At 55.8% G+C, this 17,238-nt stretch carries 15 protein-coding genes and 1 pseudogene; 10 read left to right on the top strand and 6 right to left on the bottom strand.

Translation table 11 applies throughout. The features are described 5' to 3' along the window. Window positions 1-45: 45 nt before the first annotated feature. Together D3P04_RS21885 and D3P04_RS21880 are read left to right on the top strand one after the other, a co-directional pair. Window positions 46-276 (top strand): annotated as a pseudogene (locus tag D3P04_RS21885) (pirin family protein); the annotation flags it as partial. Between the two features lie 112 nt (window positions 277-388). Next, entirely contained in the window at window positions 389-1,279 is an 891-nt protein-coding gene (locus tag D3P04_RS21880; protein ID WP_119752008.1) for a LysR family transcriptional regulator, read from the top strand. Window positions 1,280-1,465: 186 nt separating this feature from the next. On the opposite strand, the gene D3P04_RS21875 is transcribed toward D3P04_RS21880, so the two are convergent. Further along, entirely contained in the window at window positions 1,466-2,716 is a 1,251-nt protein-coding gene (locus tag D3P04_RS21875) for a hypothetical protein (RefSeq protein WP_119752007.1), read from the bottom strand. A 156-nt stretch (window positions 2,717-2,872) separates the two neighbouring features. On the opposite strand from D3P04_RS21875, the gene D3P04_RS21870 reads away from it, so the two are divergent. From D3P04_RS21870 to D3P04_RS21855, 3 genes are all read left to right on the top strand, one after another. Beyond that, window positions 2,873-3,313 (top strand): hypothetical protein, encoded by a 441-nt coding sequence (locus tag D3P04_RS21870; RefSeq protein WP_119752006.1) that lies wholly within the window; start codon window positions 2,873-2,875, stop codon window positions 3,311-3,313. Window positions 3,314-3,566: 253 nt separating this feature from the next. Beyond that, complete coding sequence (locus D3P04_RS21865) at window positions 3,567-3,920, top strand: DUF2200 domain-containing protein (protein ID WP_119752005.1); 354 nt, start codon at window positions 3,567-3,569, stop codon at window positions 3,918-3,920. An 848-nt stretch (window positions 3,921-4,768) separates the two neighbouring features. Further along, window positions 4,769-5,668: an ArdC family protein gene (locus D3P04_RS21855; protein ID WP_119752003.1), complete on the top strand. Its 900-nt coding sequence runs from the start codon at window positions 4,769-4,771 to the stop codon at window positions 5,666-5,668. Window positions 5,669-5,695: 27 nt separating this feature from the next. Here D3P04_RS21855 and D3P04_RS21850 read toward each other — a convergent pair whose 3' ends face one another. Continuing rightward, the gene (locus D3P04_RS21850; protein WP_119752002.1) at window positions 5,696-5,944 is read right to left on the bottom strand and encodes a PIN domain-containing protein; all 249 of its coding nucleotides are present in this window, start codon (window positions 5,942-5,944) and stop codon (window positions 5,696-5,698) included. A gap of 138 nt (window positions 5,945-6,082) precedes the next feature. On the opposite strand from D3P04_RS21850, the gene D3P04_RS21845 reads away from it, so the two are divergent. Beyond that, entirely contained in the window at window positions 6,083-6,925 is an 843-nt protein-coding gene (locus D3P04_RS21845) for an isocitrate lyase/PEP mutase family protein (protein WP_119752001.1), read from the top strand. A 495-nt stretch (window positions 6,926-7,420) separates the two neighbouring features. On the opposite strand, the gene D3P04_RS21840 is transcribed toward D3P04_RS21845, so the two are convergent. The 4 genes from D3P04_RS21840 to D3P04_RS21825 form a co-directional block, all read right to left on the bottom strand. Further along, on the bottom strand, window positions 7,421-8,209 hold the full coding sequence (locus tag D3P04_RS21840) for a hypothetical protein (RefSeq protein ID WP_147391976.1): 789 nt from the start codon (window positions 8,207-8,209) through the stop codon (window positions 7,421-7,423). Between the two features lie 193 nt (window positions 8,210-8,402). Continuing rightward, window positions 8,403-9,980, bottom strand: a complete 1,578-nt coding sequence (locus D3P04_RS21835; RefSeq protein WP_119751999.1) for an ATP-binding protein — start codon at window positions 9,978-9,980, stop codon at window positions 8,403-8,405. A gap of 273 nt (window positions 9,981-10,253) precedes the next feature. Beyond that, window positions 10,254-11,210 carry an IS5 family transposase gene (locus D3P04_RS21830; RefSeq protein WP_119751998.1) on the bottom strand — a complete coding sequence of 319 codons (957 nt, stop codon included), beginning with the start codon at window positions 11,208-11,210 and terminating at the stop codon, window positions 10,254-10,256. Window positions 11,211-11,707: 497 nt separating this feature from the next. Next, window positions 11,708-12,442 (bottom strand): SDR family oxidoreductase, encoded by a 735-nt coding sequence (locus D3P04_RS21825; RefSeq protein ID WP_119751997.1) that lies wholly within the window; start codon window positions 12,440-12,442, stop codon window positions 11,708-11,710. 59 nt (window positions 12,443-12,501) lie between these two features. Between D3P04_RS21825 and D3P04_RS21820 the strand changes: the two genes are divergently transcribed. The 4 genes from D3P04_RS21820 to D3P04_RS21805 all read left to right on the top strand — a co-directional run bounded on the left by D3P04_RS21820 (window position 12,502) and on the right by D3P04_RS21805 (window position 16,818). Next, window positions 12,502-13,443 carry an AraC family transcriptional regulator gene (locus D3P04_RS21820; RefSeq protein ID WP_182912966.1) on the top strand — a complete coding sequence of 314 codons (942 nt, stop codon included), beginning with the start codon at window positions 12,502-12,504 and terminating at the stop codon, window positions 13,441-13,443. A 287-nt stretch (window positions 13,444-13,730) separates the two neighbouring features. Further along, on the top strand, window positions 13,731-14,141 hold the full coding sequence (locus D3P04_RS21815) for a hypothetical protein (protein ID WP_147391975.1): 411 nt from the start codon (window positions 13,731-13,733) through the stop codon (window positions 14,139-14,141). Between the two features lie 366 nt (window positions 14,142-14,507). Then, entirely contained in the window at window positions 14,508-16,541 is a 2,034-nt protein-coding gene (locus D3P04_RS21810) for a PHP domain-containing protein (protein ID WP_119751995.1), read from the top strand. Continuing rightward, window positions 16,522-16,818 carry a hypothetical protein gene (locus D3P04_RS21805; RefSeq protein ID WP_119751994.1) on the top strand — a complete coding sequence of 99 codons (297 nt, stop codon included), beginning with the start codon at window positions 16,522-16,524 and terminating at the stop codon, window positions 16,816-16,818. The genes D3P04_RS21810 and D3P04_RS21805 overlap by 20 nt, the downstream gene beginning before the upstream one ends. Window positions 16,819-17,238: the final 420 nt, after the last annotated feature.

Raw genomic sequence — 17,238 nt, 5'->3', positions numbered from 1 at the left:
CGCGCCAGATTGAGTGTTCTGGACTCTCAGGAGAGGATGGCGCGCATGAGTTGGAACACGGCAATCGAACCCGGCTGCCCCGATGAGATGAGCATTGACGCGATCGAGCCCCTCATCATTCCCCGATCCCGTGACATGGGCGACTTCGAGGTGCGTTGCGCCTTGTCGGCACCCAAGCGGCAGATGGTGGGTCCATCCATCTTTTTCGATCAGGTCGGACCGGCCGAGTTCCTGGCCGGCCAGGGCATTGACGTTCAGCCGCATCCGCATACCGGCCGACGGGTGTAATCGGCAGGGTGCGGCGATGCCTTGGCGCGGAGATCGTCGCTCTTCTCTGCAGTGCTCCTCTTTTGCTCTAATCGGTTTCGCGCTACGGGGAACAACTGAAATGAACCTGGAAGATCTGCAGACATTCGTGGAAGTTGCCGATTCAGGGGGCATTTCAGCAGCCGCGCGGCGACTTGGACTCTCGAAGTCGATCGTCAGCCGGCGACTCTTTCGGGTCGAAGCGGAACTTGGTATCCAGCTGCTTGCACGATCTACACGTGGAGCCGCTCTTACAGAAGCTGGTGAAGCATTTCGAGTTCATGCAGCGGCGGCCTGTGCCGAGATCGACGCGGCCAAGGAAACGATTCTACCCGCCGGTGAACTTTGTGGGCGCTTGCGAGTAGCAGTCCCGCTAACCTCCGGCCCGATACACTTCGCCCCCGCGCTTACGGAGATGGCGCAACACCACCCGCAGCTTCAGATAGATGCGGTCTATAGTGATCGCTTCGTCGATCTGATTGCGGAAGGCTTCGATTGCGCGATCCGCGTCGGTATGCTTCGTGCCTCGAACCTGATGGCAAAACGCGTCGGCCAGATCTACGGCAAGCTTGTGGCCAGCCCTGACTACATCGCTGTACATGGTTCACCGGAGACGCCAGACGAGCTTGTCAACCACCAGGCCTTGGTCGGTGCCGAAACATGGCGGTTCGTGGATGGAGAGAAGGTTATCACCGTGCAGCCGCACGGCCGCTTCAAAGCCGATAACGGAATGGCGTTAGCCCACGCAGCTGCGGCTGGACTTGGTATTGCCTGGCTCCCGGATTGTACTATCCATGAATATCTTGCTTCCGGGGCGCTTGTTCCAGTCATGACCCTCTACCCGTTACCTGTGGGTGGGGTCTACGTCGTGCGGCCACCGAGCCCGCACCCTGCGCGTAAAGTGCGCATTCTCTCCGAGTTCTTGACCGGATCCCTGAAACGGAATGCGCATAGGTGGGATCCACAGAGCTGATCTCCGGTCGAATCCATGTTTCCCGAGTAAGGTTCTGGGGATGGCCGCCTGATATCGACCTCGACACACGAATGGCGAAAATGCGATAGCCGCACCGCAGCAACAGGAACGCTGATCAATGGCAGATCTCACACTCGTCCCCAAAGTTCGGTGTGGGCCGCCCAGATCACCCCTGCCTTTGCCGACCTACTCACTCCCTTTTCCTGCATCGATCATCGCCAACCTCACCCGGAGCCGCCTGATCATCGGATCATCCTGACCGTCTCGCTCAGTCATCATCCGGCGCAACTCATCGATGGCCCAGGCTGTCTTGCCCAGCCGGGCGCATGCCTCCATGAGGTGCTCCACCGCCTCGTCGAGATCGGCCGGGCTGGTGTCGTACCCGCAGCCAGCAAGCAAATGCATGATGGCCTGCAGGGCTACCTGGACCGCGAAGGCAGGATCTCGAGCCTCAAAATCTCTCGCGGCGCGGATCAGGGTTGCCGGGGCGGCCTCCGAATCTCGTGCGCAGTCAAGCGCGATGTCGAGATATCCTGCGGTCTTGGCGGCCGCGAACCATTTGCCCTTGCGTCCATGCAGGGCGATCAGGTCTTCCAGAATCGCGCGGCCATCACACTCGGGATAACGTTTCACTAAATCGCGCCACATGGCCAACCATGTGGCGCCGGCCGCGTTGGGCAGGCCGAAACGCCGATAGGCCTCGTCCTTCCTGGCCTGTCGTCGCAGGATCGCTTCGCAGAACAGGGCGATGTCGTGGCGGCCCCAGCCTTGCGGGTCGTTGTCCAGCAATTGCGCGGCCCGGGCAAGGGCCACGTCTTCCTGTCCCTGGCGCAGCAACGCCTCGGCGGCGAATTTTTCATCGAACCAGAGCCGGGTTTTCTTTACCGCCAGCAATGCCAGCAACTCGTGATATCGTCCGGCCTCGAGCAGACAGGACAATGTCAGCGTGGCTGTCGGGACATGGGAAAATCGCGCGTGGTCCGACCAGGCCGCCTCGATCAGGGCGAGATCGCGATCCGCATGCTCGTTCATCAGTGCTGGAAAGACAGCAATCTCACCGAACCGATCCGAGAGCGGAGCAAGGTAATCCACCCCGTCGTTCTGGATTGCGATGCGCAACCGCTCCAGCCATTTCACCCGCGTCGCTTCATCGGCAGGGGCGTCGATCAGAACCGGTAGCAGTCCTTCGAGGGTTCTGTTCACTGCCGTGCCCAGGGCTCCGGAGGAGGTGTCGATATGCGCGAAGGCGGGCCAGATCCGTTCGGCCAGTGCGACCACGCCCTCTGCCGCGGCCTCCGGATCGGCGCGGTTCACCGCCCGGATCTCGGTACCGGCCGATTTCAGGTGCTGGATGGCTTTCGCCGAGCCGCGCCAACCGAAGGTACCTGCGCGCATGCCGGGCTTGAACGCCCATTTCCGTGACGTCTTGCGCGCCATGACCTCTCCTCTGTTGCCCCACGTCAGGAGCGTGGCACAGGGGATTGTGGGAATAAAGGCCTGGGGATCGCTCGCTGCCTAGGCCGTTCGGGCCGGTCCCGCTTGACCCGGCCTGCCATGTCGCGTTGATGGGGCCGGTAAAACGGAGATGCATTCATGGCCGGGGACAAGGAGATACGCGAGAAGCTGGCGAAGCTTGAGGCGCTGTTCGCGCGGGGGGCGACCGCGGGTGAACGGGCGGCGGCCGGGGCGGCACGCGATCGTCTCCAGGCAAAGCTCGCCTTCGAGTTGGAGGCCGATGACGAGCCTGAGACCGAGATGCAATATTCCCTGCCGGATGTCTGGTCGGTTCGGATCTTCGTCGCGCTTTGCCGCAAGCACGGCATCCACCCCTACCGTTATCCCCGGCAACGCCGCACCACGGTCATGGTTCGCGTCCGGCAATCACGCTTCGAGCGAACGGTCGCCGGGGAGTTCCGCATGTTGCACCGGGAGCTGACCGCCTATTTCAATGAAACAGTGGAGCATCTGATCGCCGATGCGATGAGATCGGATGGCGATGACGAGACGCTGGAGCATAATCAACTGCCGGGATGATCCGGTCTTCTCCGGGACCATGATCATGAGATGGAGCCCGGAGGCGGTTTTGAACGGTATAAAGGTAACCGTCATTGCGGAACATGAGGCTGCCATGCAATCGACGCTGGCCAATCTTGCTGCCCTCGTCGCGTAGAGTGCATCCATTCCCGCCGCAGGAGTGCCGTATAGACGCCGGAGCGCGGAAATCCTGTTGACGAACCGGCGGGCCGTCAGGTTCCCTCGGTCATGATATCCGGGATCAGGAGGCAGGATGGCAAAGCACAGGATTTTCACGACGAGCTTCGCCAGCGTTTATCCGCATTACGTGGCGAAGGCGGAGAAAAAGGGTCGGACCAGGAACGAGGTTGATGAAATCATTCTCTGGCTGACGGGCTACAGTCAGGAGGTACTGGCGGCCCGGCTGGAAGACCAGATGGATTTCGAGACCTTTTTCGCCGACGCGCCTCATCTGAACCCGGCACGAGGCTTGATCAGGGGCGTGGTTTGCGGCGTTCGAGTGGAGGATATCAAAGAGCCGACCATGCGGGAAATCCGCTATCTGGACAAGTTGATCGACGAATTGGCTAGAGGAAAGGCGATGGAGACGATTCTGCGGAAGGCATGAGCCATCCGGGCTATCGCCGTGAGTATACGTCCCAGTGGTTTGTTGCCACTGGTCGACGCAGAACAGCAATTTGAACAGACAACATATTCACTCCCTCATTTTTCGCAAAGACTGAGTGGTTTGTGACCTCATGCACCATCACTGGATCTGGTGATTGACAGATGGAAACCAGGCGGCAGCGGGCTTGTTTTGCCTCGCTGCAGTCAGACCACCCCTTCGCTGTGATTGACGCGACGAGACATGGCAGAGGTTGTTGGTGCGGTCCGCTTGAGAGTGCTTGCTGCCCCGGCGCGCGATGGATGCGTTGCCAAAGCTGTGCAGCGGAAACCGGCTTGTCCCCGTAGGTCAGTCAGCCTGCCGTTCCCGCCACGACAAGTTTGGCGTGACAGGGAGGCGCAAAGCGCCCTCGATTCTGCGGAAATCCCGGCCTTGGCCGGGATCACGGTAAAACCATAGCCGTGCCGGAGGATCGACGCGGAGCCCGCGCAGGCGCGCGCTCCGCGCTCACCTCCCGCCCGACAGCTTTCTGTTTGATAGTGTCCGCCTGACAGACCGTCCCGGTCGGGTCAACCTTGCCCATCCCCGAAAACCGGCACCGATTTCCCCTGCCCGGCGGGCATTCCTCGCGCGGCAAATCGGCGGCGGTTTTCGCGGCAGACATTCCCGGCGTGAATGTGGGCGTTGACCAGCCCGGTCCGGCCCGCAGGCCGGGCTGGCGCCCTCACCTGCTCCGTCCAGCCGAAATGCATGGGGCGCATTTCATCTGACAGATCACGCGAGGCCCCGCCACTGCGGACAGGGGCAGAAGGTCCCGGTCGTGTGTCGCAAGGGAAGGGAAAGGACATCCGATGACCCGGAATTTCGATATCAGGCAGCATGTCACCGACACCATCATCGCCCAGATCGAGGCTGGCACGCCGCCATGGCGCAAGCCCTGGACCGGGGATCTGAGCGGCGCCAGCTTTCCACTGCGCCATAATGGCGAGACCTATAACGGCATCAATATCCTGATGCTCTGGGCCACCGCCCATCAGCGGGGATACAACTCGGCCCGCTGGATGACCTTCAAGCAGGCGGTCGAGCTGGGCGGATCGGTCCGCAAGGGTGAGAAGGCCGCGAAATCGGTCTTCTATGGTGCGATCGAGCGGGAGGACGAGGAGGCAGAGGGCGAAGAACACAAACGTCGGATCCGCTTCGCCAAGGTCAACAATGTCTTCAATGCCGATCAGATCGATGGTCTGCCGGAGGAGTATTACATCCGTCCCGAGCCGCCCCGTGATCTCGGCACCCAGGCCGATCCGGAGCTGGAGGCGTTTTTTGCCCGGACCGGGGCCGAGATCATCACCTCGGAAGAGCCACGCGCCTATTACCATCCGGTGAAGGATCACATCCACATGCCGCCGATCGCGAGTTTCTACAATGCGGCCGGATATTACGGCACGCTGGCGCATGAGTTGACCCATTGGGCTTGCGGGCCGGCCCGGCTGGCCACGCAGAGGACCCATGCCAGCCGCAAGGAATATGCCTTCGACGAGTTGGTCGCCGAGATCGGCGCCTGTTTCCTTGCCGTGCAGTTGGGGGTGGAGCCGCAATTCGATCAGAGTGCCGCCTATGTTGAAGGTTGGTTGGAAGCCATGAAAGCCGACAGGGAGATGATCTTCAAGGCCGCGGCCGAAGCGCAGAAAGCCGTGGATTTCATCAACCAGACGGTCGGCGAACGCGACAGATCTGGACAGGATGCCGCGTGAGCGGCGCCAAACCAACAGACGCTGCCGTCAATGCGGCAGCGTCAATCCGGCTGATGGTCGTGGCAGCCGCGCCTTGCAATATCCGGCAGCCTGCGCCGCCTTCACGAATTTCCGGTCGAAACTCAGGGAACCCGCGCAATGCGCGGATTTCCCCAAATGCAGCGCATCGGCGAAATCCATGCCGCGCTCCGTCGGCTCCGGCACTACGGCGACGATCGCCGCTTCTTCGATGGTGACGCTCGGCAGGTCGCCGAAGGCGCGCAAGGCCTGGGCCACGTCCTTGCGCTTGTAACCATGGGTGCCATAAGGAGAGCGTAATATCCGCGAATAGCATGATCATGTTCATGGCAAATATGTGTTCCCGATATGTTCTTGTCGGTATATGCTGCTCGAAATCTTTCTACGGAGAAAACCATGTCAGTTCAGCAGGCCAGGTTCAGGCAGTTCAAAGCCCTTCATGAACAGGATCATGCCTTTGTCATGCCCAATCCCTGGGATGCCGGCTCGGCGCGTCTCCTCACCAGTCTGGGATTCGCGGCGCTGGCGACCACGAGTGCTGGATATGCCTTCTCGAAAGGCAAGCGGGATTCTTTTGCAGGTCTTTCCAGACGCGAGGTCCTCGACAATGCCGCGGAAATCGCCGGAGCGACGGAGCTCCCGGTCTCCGCTGATCTCGAAGACGGTTTCGGTGCCGATCCGGAAACCTGTGCCGAAACCATCCGCATGGCCTCCGCGATCGGGCTGGTTGGCGGATCGATCGAGGACGCCACAGGTGATGCTGATGCTCCGATATACGAGTTATCCCACGCGGTCGAACGTATCCGGGCCGCAGCGGAAGCCACGCGCGATTTACCCTTCCTGTTGACCGCGAGGGCAGAGAATTATCTCTGGGGAAGGCCGGATTTGAACGACACGATTGCCCGGCTTCAGGCTTTCTGCGAGGCGGGGGCCGATGTCGTGTACGCGCCCGGGCTTCCCTATATCGAGGCAATCAGGACCGTGTGCCGAGCAGTGGACAAGCCGGTCAATGTCGTCATGGGGCTCAGGGGCAAGAATTACTCGGTTGCCGAACTGTCCGGGGCCGGAGTGCGCCGGATCAGCGTCGGTGGCTCCTTCGCGCGAGCCGCATTTGGTGCGCTGAAGCGGGCTGCAGAGGAGGTGAAATCCTCCGGCACATTCGGCTATGCAGCGGATGCGATCTCCGGTGACGTCATGGCACAGCTCATGTCACAGGAGAAAAGCACTGACCGCCGGTAACCGGAGTATCCTCATCTCGAAACCGGCCTGTTTAGTGAATCTTCTGCTACCGGCTTGTCTTGGACACACATGGATTATATCCCCATCGGCATTTCGATGCCGGATATCCGGTCGATGTCGTAAAGAGCTCGAGCTGCTGTGGGCAGCTTGTTCCGCAGGTGCAGAAGGCCGGTCGCAGCCCGACATTCGTACATCGCGCAGCATTCACGATGCTGCGGCTGCGCACAGCGAATCCCACCTTTCCCATAAAGCGGGCATTCATGGGGCTGTGTTAGCCACGATTGATGCTGCGATCTGCACCGAGGTCGGCGAAGCGCAGGAACCGGTCTTTGCAAAGTCCGCACGTTGAGTGTTGAGTACGAAAGATGCCTGTCGCTTTGTGCGTTTGTCAGGACAACCTTCCAACAAAAGAAAAGCATTTGAATCATCTTGGAAGGGAGATAAAAACAAGCGCGAATAAGTAAGGCAGGGTTAATTCGTGCCTGAGATGCAGAATCATAACCCAAAGAAGCTCTTCGCCATCAGAATGATCCCGGAGACCAAAAAGAATGGGATTAGAAGAAGCACCCAAAGGATTAATGAAGCTAATACAGACTCAAAGATATTTCCAATAATGAAGCTCCTGAAGCTGATATTTTCAGAGATTATGAGGCCGCTCATGTGGCTTATCGCTCTCGGCCTTGCTGTTCCATCTATAAAGAAAAGACTCTTACTTCTTGAAGAACCTAAATCACCAAAACACAATAACCAGTTTTCACCAATACTCCAATTTATCAGCAATATCGCTACTGCAATGCACAACTGAAATAATGCCAATAAACTCCATTCAATATTGACTATTGAGAGAAGGGTAAAGAGCACCAACGCCAAATGAATCCATGTTGGTGGGTCAGCTATATCTGTTTTCAGTTCAAGACTGTATTTCGATTCGGTGATGGCTCCTCGATACCGGTCCGCGCCCTTCGTCATCAACCCTCCGGTTCTGACAATGTCGTCGAAAAGGGCGATTCTCTTGTTTGTACTAAGGTTTTTCCACGCGTCAGCGCAAGATCGAATGATATGTCGCGAGATGAAGAAATGAGTTGCGGTGATCGCCACCATACCGATAACTGATCCTGCAACGGGAAAATGAATTCCGATAAGCGCAATTTCATCTCGACCAGAGATACTGGTTAATGCAGATGATGCGGTGAATATTAACGCGACCCATGCTAAGCGATCGACCCAAGCGATGCTCTTCTTTACGCCTGCAATCACGGGATATTCTTCTGTCTGATAACGCATGCTGACTAACCTTTTAGACCAGAAAAAAGTTTCTATGACACTCATTCTACTGGAGTTGATGCGCTTGACCAGACATGATATCCGTTCAGAAGTGGCTTCTGCAGTTCGTCGCGCGTACCACAGATTGTCATTTGCAACGCCTAATGAGAAAGTGATAATAGATGCTTTTTTGCTTCAGAGAAGCGGTTGCAACTCAAAAATTCAAATCAAAAAGCTCACTCAAAATTCTTTCAACTACCTCACGATAGTCAGCAAGTTCTACGTCTGTAATTTGAAGTGTTGCACGTTCGTGAACAAGTTTATTTCGGCGATCATAGTAATGTCGGACCTTGTCCCAAACCGGTTCTTCAGTCGAAAGATGAGGCTTCACAGTATTTATTACTTCATGCCTCCGTTTGAAAAGATCTGCGATTTTCGAGTCATTGAACTTGTCGGGCCTAAAAAGGTCGGCACGGTGCACGATAAACTCTTTGAGTGCAATCTCTAAATTGCTGTCGAGTATGATCAAGGAAATCCGATTCTTCGTCTGTAACCTCTTTCGTGACACAGAGTCGGCGACACCCATCGCTTCGACCAATCCCAACGTCCATGGCTGTGCCATAGTCACGTCGTAATTATTTTCAAGAATCAGATCCGGATATGCTTTTTTTCTTCCTCTGGGAAGAGGCAAATCCACAACTCGCTTTCCAGTTCCATCACCATCTAAATTTATTGATTCAACGTCCCCTGATTGATAGGCAAAAACTTGTTCTTCACGCACATTTTTCAAACGCCTAGAAATTTTTACAAAATGACTGGTCAGCGCAACCACCCTTTGCCGAACTTCTAGAAATGTCGGGTGACTCCAGTTGATTCCACTCTTGTTAGATATCCACGGCATCAACTCAGGTGGACCGGTCAACTCGACAATAACTCGTGCCAGCGATGCATCTGGATGCGGCACACCAGCTTCCCCTTTGTAGAAGCCGACTTCGAGTGCTTTTTCGTGAGCAACAATCAAACGGTTGTTACAATATATGTATACGCCGTAGTTTTCCTCTACCGGATCTCGGTCACGGATGAGCCCCCCGGTGATGGTTACTTCAACCACCTCATTATCGCTGGGGCGAATGCTGAACTGAGAAGTTTTCGGCTTATGGTCAGGTGGGAATGCCCATAGCCCGAATTCTGTTTTCCCCACAGGGTCTCCGTTGACCGAGATCTGACAGTCATGCCCTACAAACATAGCATATATCTCGGCAAGCCGTCTCTTTAGAACATCCACCTCTTGATATGAAAAACCTTGTCTCAGGCTAGAGATAGCTACGTTTGTCGTTCCCTCGCCTATCTCAGATACTGGTTCGACCTCAATCTCCCATGTGTCCTTCGCCAGCCAATCATCCGAGAATGTGAAACGAAATGTTTGTTGGTCGCGATAGCGAGTAGAAACTTCGACCCGTTGTCCCAACGCGATTCCAGCTCTTTTGCCTCCAACGCCGAAATTTCCGATGAAATGGTGACCGACTTCGTCCCTTGAGGCGCCTGGCGCTATCAAGAATTGGATTTGGTTTATGGGAACACCGCCAGCGTTATCTCTTACCGTGATAAGTTGACGATCAACATTAAGGAATAATCTAACGTGAAGGCCGTCTTTACGACCCATCGCTGTCCAGTGATCAATGGCATTGTCAATCAACTCGCAGACCGAAGTTTGCAGACTGTAGTCAGCAATTATAGATCTGAAAATCCGCTTCTGCGGAGTTCCATCTACGAAATATGAAGCTTTTGACAACGAACTCCTCCATCACTGACGCAGTGTCTCATTACAATACGCATAGAGTCTATCAAAATATCATGTTGTTCAATTTCTGATGTTCAATTGAAGGTCTGATTGGCACCTTCCTCGGTGGGCGCCCGATCCAAGGAGCGTCTGATCAACGCGTTCTTCTACGCCAGGATTTCGGTGTGACCAGCTTGGCAGTGGCGCAACGCGGTTCCAGGGACGGGTTTCGCGGTTTGACGCCCGCCGTCGTGGCGGTTTCCCGATTTCTGGACAGACCTGCCCTCATGCCATCAGCTTACGTCGGATCAGGAACAGGTTGCCGAGTGCGAAGAGCGTGAAGAGCTGGGCCCGGTTCTTGGCCAGACCGCGGTAGCGGGTCTTCACATAGCCGAACTGACGCTTGATGACCCGGAATGGATGCTCGACCCGCGCCCGAACCTTCGCGATGATCCGATTGATCCGTTCATCGGTCGGGTGCAGTTTTCCGCCCCTGGCGGCCTTGCGCATCACGCCCCAGACCTTCCCCTGTTCCTCGAACCTCGCGGCGCGCTCGGCGCTGACATAGGCCTTGTCGGCCCAGACAGAGCTCTCTTCGCCATGTAACAACTCGTCCCAGACCTGGCTGTCATGCAGCTTGGCGGTCGAGGTTTCCAGGCTATGTGTCACACCGCTGTCGGCATCCACGCCGACATGCGCCTTCATGCCGAAATACCAGTCATTGCCCTTCTTCGTGGACGACATTTCGGGATCGCGGGCACCCGCCTTGTTCTTCGTCGAGGACGGTGCATCGATGATCGTGGCATCGACCAATGTGCCTGAGCGCAGCGTGATGCCCCTGTCGGCAAGATGCGCGTTCACATCGGCGAAGATCGCCTCGGTCAACCCGTGCCGCTCCAGCAGGTGGCGGAAATTGAGGATCGTGGTTTCATCAGGGATCCGATCGTCGCCCAGCTCGATCCCGGCAAAGCCGCGCATCGCCTCGCTGTCATAGAGCGTCTCTTCCGCCATCGGGTCGCTCAGCGCATACCAGTTCTGCAGGAAATAGACCCGCAGCATCGTCTCCAGCGGCATCGGTGGGCGACCACCTTTCGGCCCCGCCTTGGGGTAGTGCGGCTCGATCAGCGCCAGTAACCGATCCCACGGTACCACGGCATCCATCTCCGCCAGGAATTGTTCGCGACGCGTTCGCTTCTTCTTCATCGCGGCACGAAGGCTGGGAAAGGCTGGTTGCTTCGGCATGGCTGAGACCCCTCGTCGTCGTCACTGAACTCTACCAAATCAGGGCGGGAGAGGGAGGTTTTTCAGATGTTCCCCAAAGACTTGGAGCCGCTCACTGAGAACCAATGTCTTTACTGAGCTGCTCTGCTAACTTCGCGGTGCCGGCACCATCGGTCGTTCAGAGCTGTCTTTTCCACGCCGTCGCGTCAAGCGGGAACGTCCAGTTTGGGCTGTTCTGCCGTTATCGAGCAACCCGATGTGATACTCTTGGGCAGCGACCCACGCGCTGCACCACCGCAAGGCGGCTCCGAACCCTGCTTGCCACACCGCGCAGGTGCGGCGTTTTGCGGGTGCAGCACAGGGATGGTGGAAAGGCCGGCCCAGAGCGGATGAGGTGGATGGCTCCTGCTCCACCGGCATCAATCGTGCCAAAGTGCAGTTGTCATTGACTGCGAGGAAAGGAGCCACCCGATGACAGTACGCCTCGTTTAATCCGGGTTGTAGGGCGCGCTGCAAATTCACCCCTGAGCGGTAGGTCGGATCACGATACTGCCGACGTCCACGTCTGAAGGTTGTTCCAGCGCAAAAAGTATTCCACGCGCTATAGCCTCGGGTGCGATCGCGATCTCGTCTACTTGCGCCGCGATCATCTTCTTTGTCGGGTCGTCGGCGATACCCTCGACGAAATCGGTTGAGATCATGCCCGGAGAGACTTCAGTCACCCGGAGGTTCGGCCCTGCCTCCTTTCTCAGCACTTCAGTCGCAGTGCGCACGGCGTTCTTCGTAGCGGCGTAGACGCCCATGGTCGGCGTGATCGCGATGCCGGCCGTCGAAATGACATTCACTACGTGACCGGAGTTCTGGCGCTGGAAGACCGGCAATGCGGCCGCTATCCCGTAGAGCGCCCCGCGCAGGTTCACGTCGATCATCGCCTCCCATTCCTCGACCCTGAGGGCATCGAAGCGCGAGATCGGGCCGATCCCGGCATTGCTGACGATGACGTCGAGCCGTCCGAACCGTTCGGTCGCCGTTGCGACGAGCGCCTCGACGTCGCCGCGTTGGCGCACGTCGGTGGTCCGGACGGCAGCCATGCCACCGGCTGCGGTGATCTCCTCTTCAAGCGTACGAAGCAGGCTTTCCCGTCGGGCACCCAACACGACGCAAGCGCCGCGCTCGGCAAGCAGTTTCGCCGTTGCTCGGCCAATTCCACTGCTCGCACCCGTGATGGCCACGACTTTGCCTTCGATACTCATGGGGTCTCCTTTTCAAAGGATTGGTTTCTGTCGGGAGAGACATATGAGAGAAGGGCAAGATGAACGATGCCGCTAAGTCTAAGAAATTGTCGCAAGCATCCAGTCTTGCACTGGACCCGCTCTCGGACGTACTCGATGTCCTCGGCGCGGCCGTGACGCGGCGCACCCGGATCGAAGCGGCAGGAGACTGGGCACTGTCGTTTCCCGGCGTCGACCGACTCAAGTTCGTCGCACTATTGAGGGGGCAGTCGTGGATGCTAATTCCGGACCAGCCTCCGCAGCTCATGCAGGCAGGGGACGTCTGCCTCATCGGACGCACCGACTACGCCATCGCCAGCGATCCGACGCTGACGCCGACGGATGGTCGCAGTCTCTATGACGAGCCGGAGAAGGATGTTGCGCGCATCCATGGGGACGACACGATCGCGATCGGCGGGACGGTGACTTTTGCCGGGGCGAATGCTGACTTTCTTCTCGACATGCTGCCGGGTTTCATTTTCGTTCCGCAAAGCTTGTCGGCCTCGGGTGTGATCACCACACTCCTCTCCATCATGTCAGGCGAGATCGAGCGGAGCATGCCGGGATGCGGGATCGTGAGCTCCCGGCTTGCCGATATCCTAGTGGTGGAAGCGATCCGCACACATGCCGCGCATGTTCGGCCCGGGGACATGGGCTGGCTGGGCGCGCTGCTCGATACCCGCCTCAGCCGCGCCTTGATCGCCCTGCATGGGGATGTCGCGCACCCGTGGACCGTGGCGGAACTGGCCGGAATCGCCGGCATGTCGCGCGCGGCCTTTTCCGCAGAGTTCGCTCGCCGGGTCGGCCAGCCGCCCCTGTCCTACCTGCGCGCCTGGCGCATGACAAAGGCGCGGATCGCTCTCAAGCAGGACACCGCGACAGTGGCCGACATCGCGAACGCGGTTGGCTACGAGTCGCAGAGCGCCTTCAGTCAGGCTTTCCGTCGCGCCTTCGGCCTCTCTCCGAAAGAGGTTGCCGATTGACGTGGGCGCGTTGACCATCCGGACGATCTGCCAAAGGGCAAGCTTCTGACTTCAGGGTAAAGTCGGCTTGGGGCTCGAAGCGGTAGGGCCAAGCGCCTGGTCTCCCCTAGCGAGATGTCGCTCCGGGCCAAAGCGGAATTTCATTTGGGAATTTTCCGCTGCAACGCAGCGCTCCGAAGGAGACATCCGTCCCTAATGCTGAGATGAGCATTGCAGTATTCCTCGCCAATACTTTGCTTCGTAAGCACACGCGAGTATCATTCTGCGCATGGCGGGGGTCTGGCAGCATGAACCAGTACGAACACAAAATCATTAGCTTGGTATTGAACGAAATGGCGTTCGAAGGGGCAATCAAGCACTTCCACGAAGCGCCGCCCGACCTTCCAGTCGAGTTGTTCGAAGATTTGAAGGCAATCGGGATACCTGGCCGCTACGATGGTAACATCGAGGATTATCGCTATGTGGACATCGAGTTCGACAACGATAAGTCCGTGTTCGAGAATTGCTACGGGCAACTAAGAACTATCAGGAACAACATTGTCCACGCCAACAAGGCCTACCGCCCAGATACACCAGAGCGCCTAAATGACCTACTGGACTGGGCCCAAGGATTTATCCACAGTGTCTATCAGTCCAATTCTGCTCTAGCGAAAAGGGCCGCGGAAATCAAAGCTGCGCTGAGGATCGAGAACTTCTGATGGCCACAATCGTCCGCGAAAACGAGATTCTATAGCACACGTATGAGCAGCCGAGACCGACCCATGTCTGCCAGTTACGTGACTACCATTGTGCTGTGGCGGCACGTCAGGTCGTACATTCGCACCAGATGCTAAGCTCGCGCCCATTGAATACGCGAGAGCGGAAGCTCACTCGATTTTTGGACGACGACTGAGGAGATGCATGTTTGCAATCGCTTGTGACATGCTATGCGATATGTAATAATTCTCCAAATTTTCTTCGCGCCAGACCACAGCCACATTTGGTAAAGAGAACTGACAAGGCTTTCGGCTCATAAAGTGCTCCCTTCCAGATAAGATAATCGTGCGGCATGAGAGGTTATAAGTTTGAAGAAAGTCGATTTACACATACACACCAAGAGCAGCAATCAGGATCGAGATTTTCTGTTCAGTGAAGACAATCTCAAGCGATATGTGTGCAATGCTGAATTGGACTGCATTGCGATAACAAACCACAACCTTTTTGATAGGGAGCAATTTGAGGGCATCAGGTCAAGTTTGGATATCCTTGTTCTTCCAGGGATAGAAGTTGATGTTGAAAAATGTCACGTGTTGGTCTTGGCCGACGGACGAGATTTGGACGAATTTTCTGATCGATGCGACGAGGTTGCGCGAAAATGGCAAGCGAATGGAATATCGCTGCGGCATGAGGAATTTGAAGATATTTTTGGGAACCTTCGTCAATACATCCTCATTCCTCACTACCTGAAGGACCCAAAGATTAGCCCCGAAAGCTTGAGGAAGTTGGAAGGTCATATTCACTGCGGTGAAGTCAGTAGCCCTAAAAAATTCTTGACTTGCCTGAATGACCCTGAGATGCTCGTCCCTGTGTTCTTCAGTGACTGTCGAATTAGTGACACCCTTTCCGACCTCCCCACCAAACAAACATACGTTGATTGTGAAGAACTAACGTTCGGCACGCTGCGACAAGTTTTAAAGAACAGGGACAAGGTATCTTTATCTAATACCGGCGGGAACAGTTACTTCCAGATCTTTCCCGATGGACAGAAGCTTTCGACTGGACTGAACGTAGTGTTGGGCGATCGGTCGTCTGGTAAGTCTTATACGCTTCAAAGGATATGTGATTGGTTTGGCGCCGAGAACACTAGGTATATACGCCAGTTCGATCTTGTTGCCCGTAATGAAGCGGAAGATGAACGGAAATTCAAAGATTTCCTTAGTGAGAAGACCAGCCTTTTTTCTAGAGAATATCTGGCCGATCTACAAGAAGCGGTCGCGCACATGCTTGAAATCAACCTCCAATTGGATCTAGACACCGTGGAGCAATATGTGTCCACGTTGCTGACTTATGCACGTGAAACCAGTAGGCATGACGCATTCTCGAAAGCTAAGATTTATAATGAGGAGCCATTTTCACAGAAAAACCTGAGAGGCTTGGAGAACCTCATATCATCGACAAAGCAACTTGTTAGCAACGTCGAGTATCGATCCATAATTGATAAACACATTGAACAGGCTGCACTCAAGGCACTATATGTTGAGCTGATGAAGGCTTATTGCAACCATAAAGAGCTTAACCAAAAAAAAGATTGGGTAAACACCGCCATTCATGACATCAAAGCGAAACTTCAGAGAAAATCGTCAGCGCCTAGTGTGACGGACGTAGACCTCCTGAGAGTCGCAATGAATAAAAGGGCTGTAGCTAGATTCGAAGATCTGGTGAAGGCGGCTCGCAAGCCCAAGACTCCGCTTCGGAAGAAAAAAGGCAGCTTTGAGATTGTTGCTCAGGTCGGACCATTTATGAGGAGTGGTGAACTTAAGGACCTGTCCAGATCGACTAAAGGCTTCAGCGCAGCCTTTGAAAAGTACGATAGGCCCTTTGAGTACCTCCAAGAGCTCCGAAAGATTGGATCTCCGGTTGCAGCTTCTGATTTCAGCAAATACTTGGTTAAGGTTGAGTATAAGATCCTCAACAGGGATGGGCTCGAAGCATCCGGGGGAGAAAGGTCGGAATTTTTCTTGCTAGACAAGATAGAAGGAGCGAGCTCCGCAGATGTCCTTCTCATCGATGAGCCAGAGTCGTCATTTGACAACCATTTCCTGAAGGCTGAAGTTAATGAAATTATAAAAGAGATGTCCAGGAAGATGCCGGTTGTCGTTGTTACCCACAATAATACGGTAGGCGTTTCGATCCGCCCAGATTACATCCTCTATACTCAGAGAAAGGCAGAGGGCTCAGAGATTAAATGGCAAATTTTCTCCGGGCCACCAACAAGCAAGAAACTCGTCTCTACGGACGGATTAGAGCTGCAAACAAGGAACATACTGCTTGGGAACTTAGAGGCAGGAGTGAGAACGTACGAAGAACGGGGTGCAACTTATGAAGATCTTAAAGATTGAAGGTGGATGTGGCTACTTTTGGGTTGCGGCTTCGGATGAGTGGCGCAAAATAGACGAAATTGACAAGCACGAACTGCTTTCACTGCTAAACTTGTTTCTTGATGGTGATGTCCAAATGGATTCCCCTGAAGAGAACAGCCTGCCTAACGAAGTACACAAGATCATTTACTCCCACATCTTCCAGAAACTTTCCTCGCTTTCTGAAAGCAAGTCTTCCTTTAAGGATGACAGCGAGCGCCTTTACTTCGATGAAATCAATAAGTACTCGTCAGCCTGACGCTCTGATCAAAAGCCACCCCGTCGCGACCGAGGATGGCACTTCGTCTCACTGGCGAACGTCCGCAATTCCATCATTGCATACCCGCCTCGCAATATTGGCGGATTGGTCTTGCGTCATAGAAGCATGAATAATGCCATCCTTTGTCCTGAACCAAACAGGCTGTTCGTTCTCGGGTCGAACGCCTCGTCTTGAGACAGAAGGCGAGGTTGATCAGAAAGGTGAGCGAGCGGGTGCCAGTGCTGTAGGTGCGGATTTCGGCCTTGCCGATATGCTGTCGCTGGCGGGTATGCGTAAGCGCGACGTTGCGGCCCTATGCTGCGAGGCTTGACGGCTGGTTGAAGCGCCATGGCATGAGGTCTTCGATACCGCTTTGCGGGTGACCGTCGAGGATGGCGCGCAGTGTGGCGGCGAGATAGT

The organism is Paracoccus onubensis (genome assembly GCF_003591515.1).
Classification (GTDB): Bacteria; Pseudomonadota; Alphaproteobacteria; order Rhodobacterales; family Rhodobacteraceae; genus Paracoccus; species Paracoccus onubensis.
This window is presented reverse-complemented; position numbering and strand designations above follow the sequence as displayed.

Excerpts from the sequence above, each read along its gene's own strand:
- D3P04_RS21880 (WP_119752008.1), top strand. The coding sequence starts at position 389 with ATGAACCTGGAAGATCTGCAGACATTCGTGGAAGTTGCCGATTCAGGG.
- D3P04_RS21875 (WP_119752007.1), bottom strand. The coding sequence starts at position 2,716 with ATGGCGCGCAAGACGTCACGGAAATGGGCGTTCAAGCCCGGCATGCGC.
- D3P04_RS21870 (WP_119752006.1), top strand. The coding sequence starts at position 2,873 with ATGGCCGGGGACAAGGAGATACGCGAGAAGCTGGCGAAGCTTGAGGCG.
- D3P04_RS21865 (WP_119752005.1), top strand. The coding sequence starts at position 3,567 with ATGGCAAAGCACAGGATTTTCACGACGAGCTTCGCCAGCGTTTATCCG.
- D3P04_RS21855 (WP_119752003.1), top strand. The coding sequence starts at position 4,769 with ATGACCCGGAATTTCGATATCAGGCAGCATGTCACCGACACCATCATC.
- D3P04_RS21845 (WP_119752001.1), top strand. The coding sequence starts at position 6,083 with ATGTCAGTTCAGCAGGCCAGGTTCAGGCAGTTCAAAGCCCTTCATGAA.
- D3P04_RS21840 (WP_147391976.1), bottom strand. The coding sequence starts at position 8,209 with ATGCGTTATCAGACAGAAGAATATCCCGTGATTGCAGGCGTAAAGAAG.
- D3P04_RS21830 (WP_119751998.1), bottom strand. The coding sequence starts at position 11,210 with ATGCCGAAGCAACCAGCCTTTCCCAGCCTTCGTGCCGCGATGAAGAAG.
- D3P04_RS21825 (WP_119751997.1), bottom strand. The coding sequence starts at position 12,442 with ATGAGTATCGAAGGCAAAGTCGTGGCCATCACGGGTGCGAGCAGTGGA.
- D3P04_RS21820 (WP_182912966.1), top strand. The coding sequence starts at position 12,502 with ATGAACGATGCCGCTAAGTCTAAGAAATTGTCGCAAGCATCCAGTCTT.
- D3P04_RS21815 (WP_147391975.1), top strand. The coding sequence starts at position 13,731 with ATGAACCAGTACGAACACAAAATCATTAGCTTGGTATTGAACGAAATG.
- D3P04_RS21805 (WP_119751994.1), top strand. The coding sequence starts at position 16,522 with ATGAAGATCTTAAAGATTGAAGGTGGATGTGGCTACTTTTGGGTTGCG.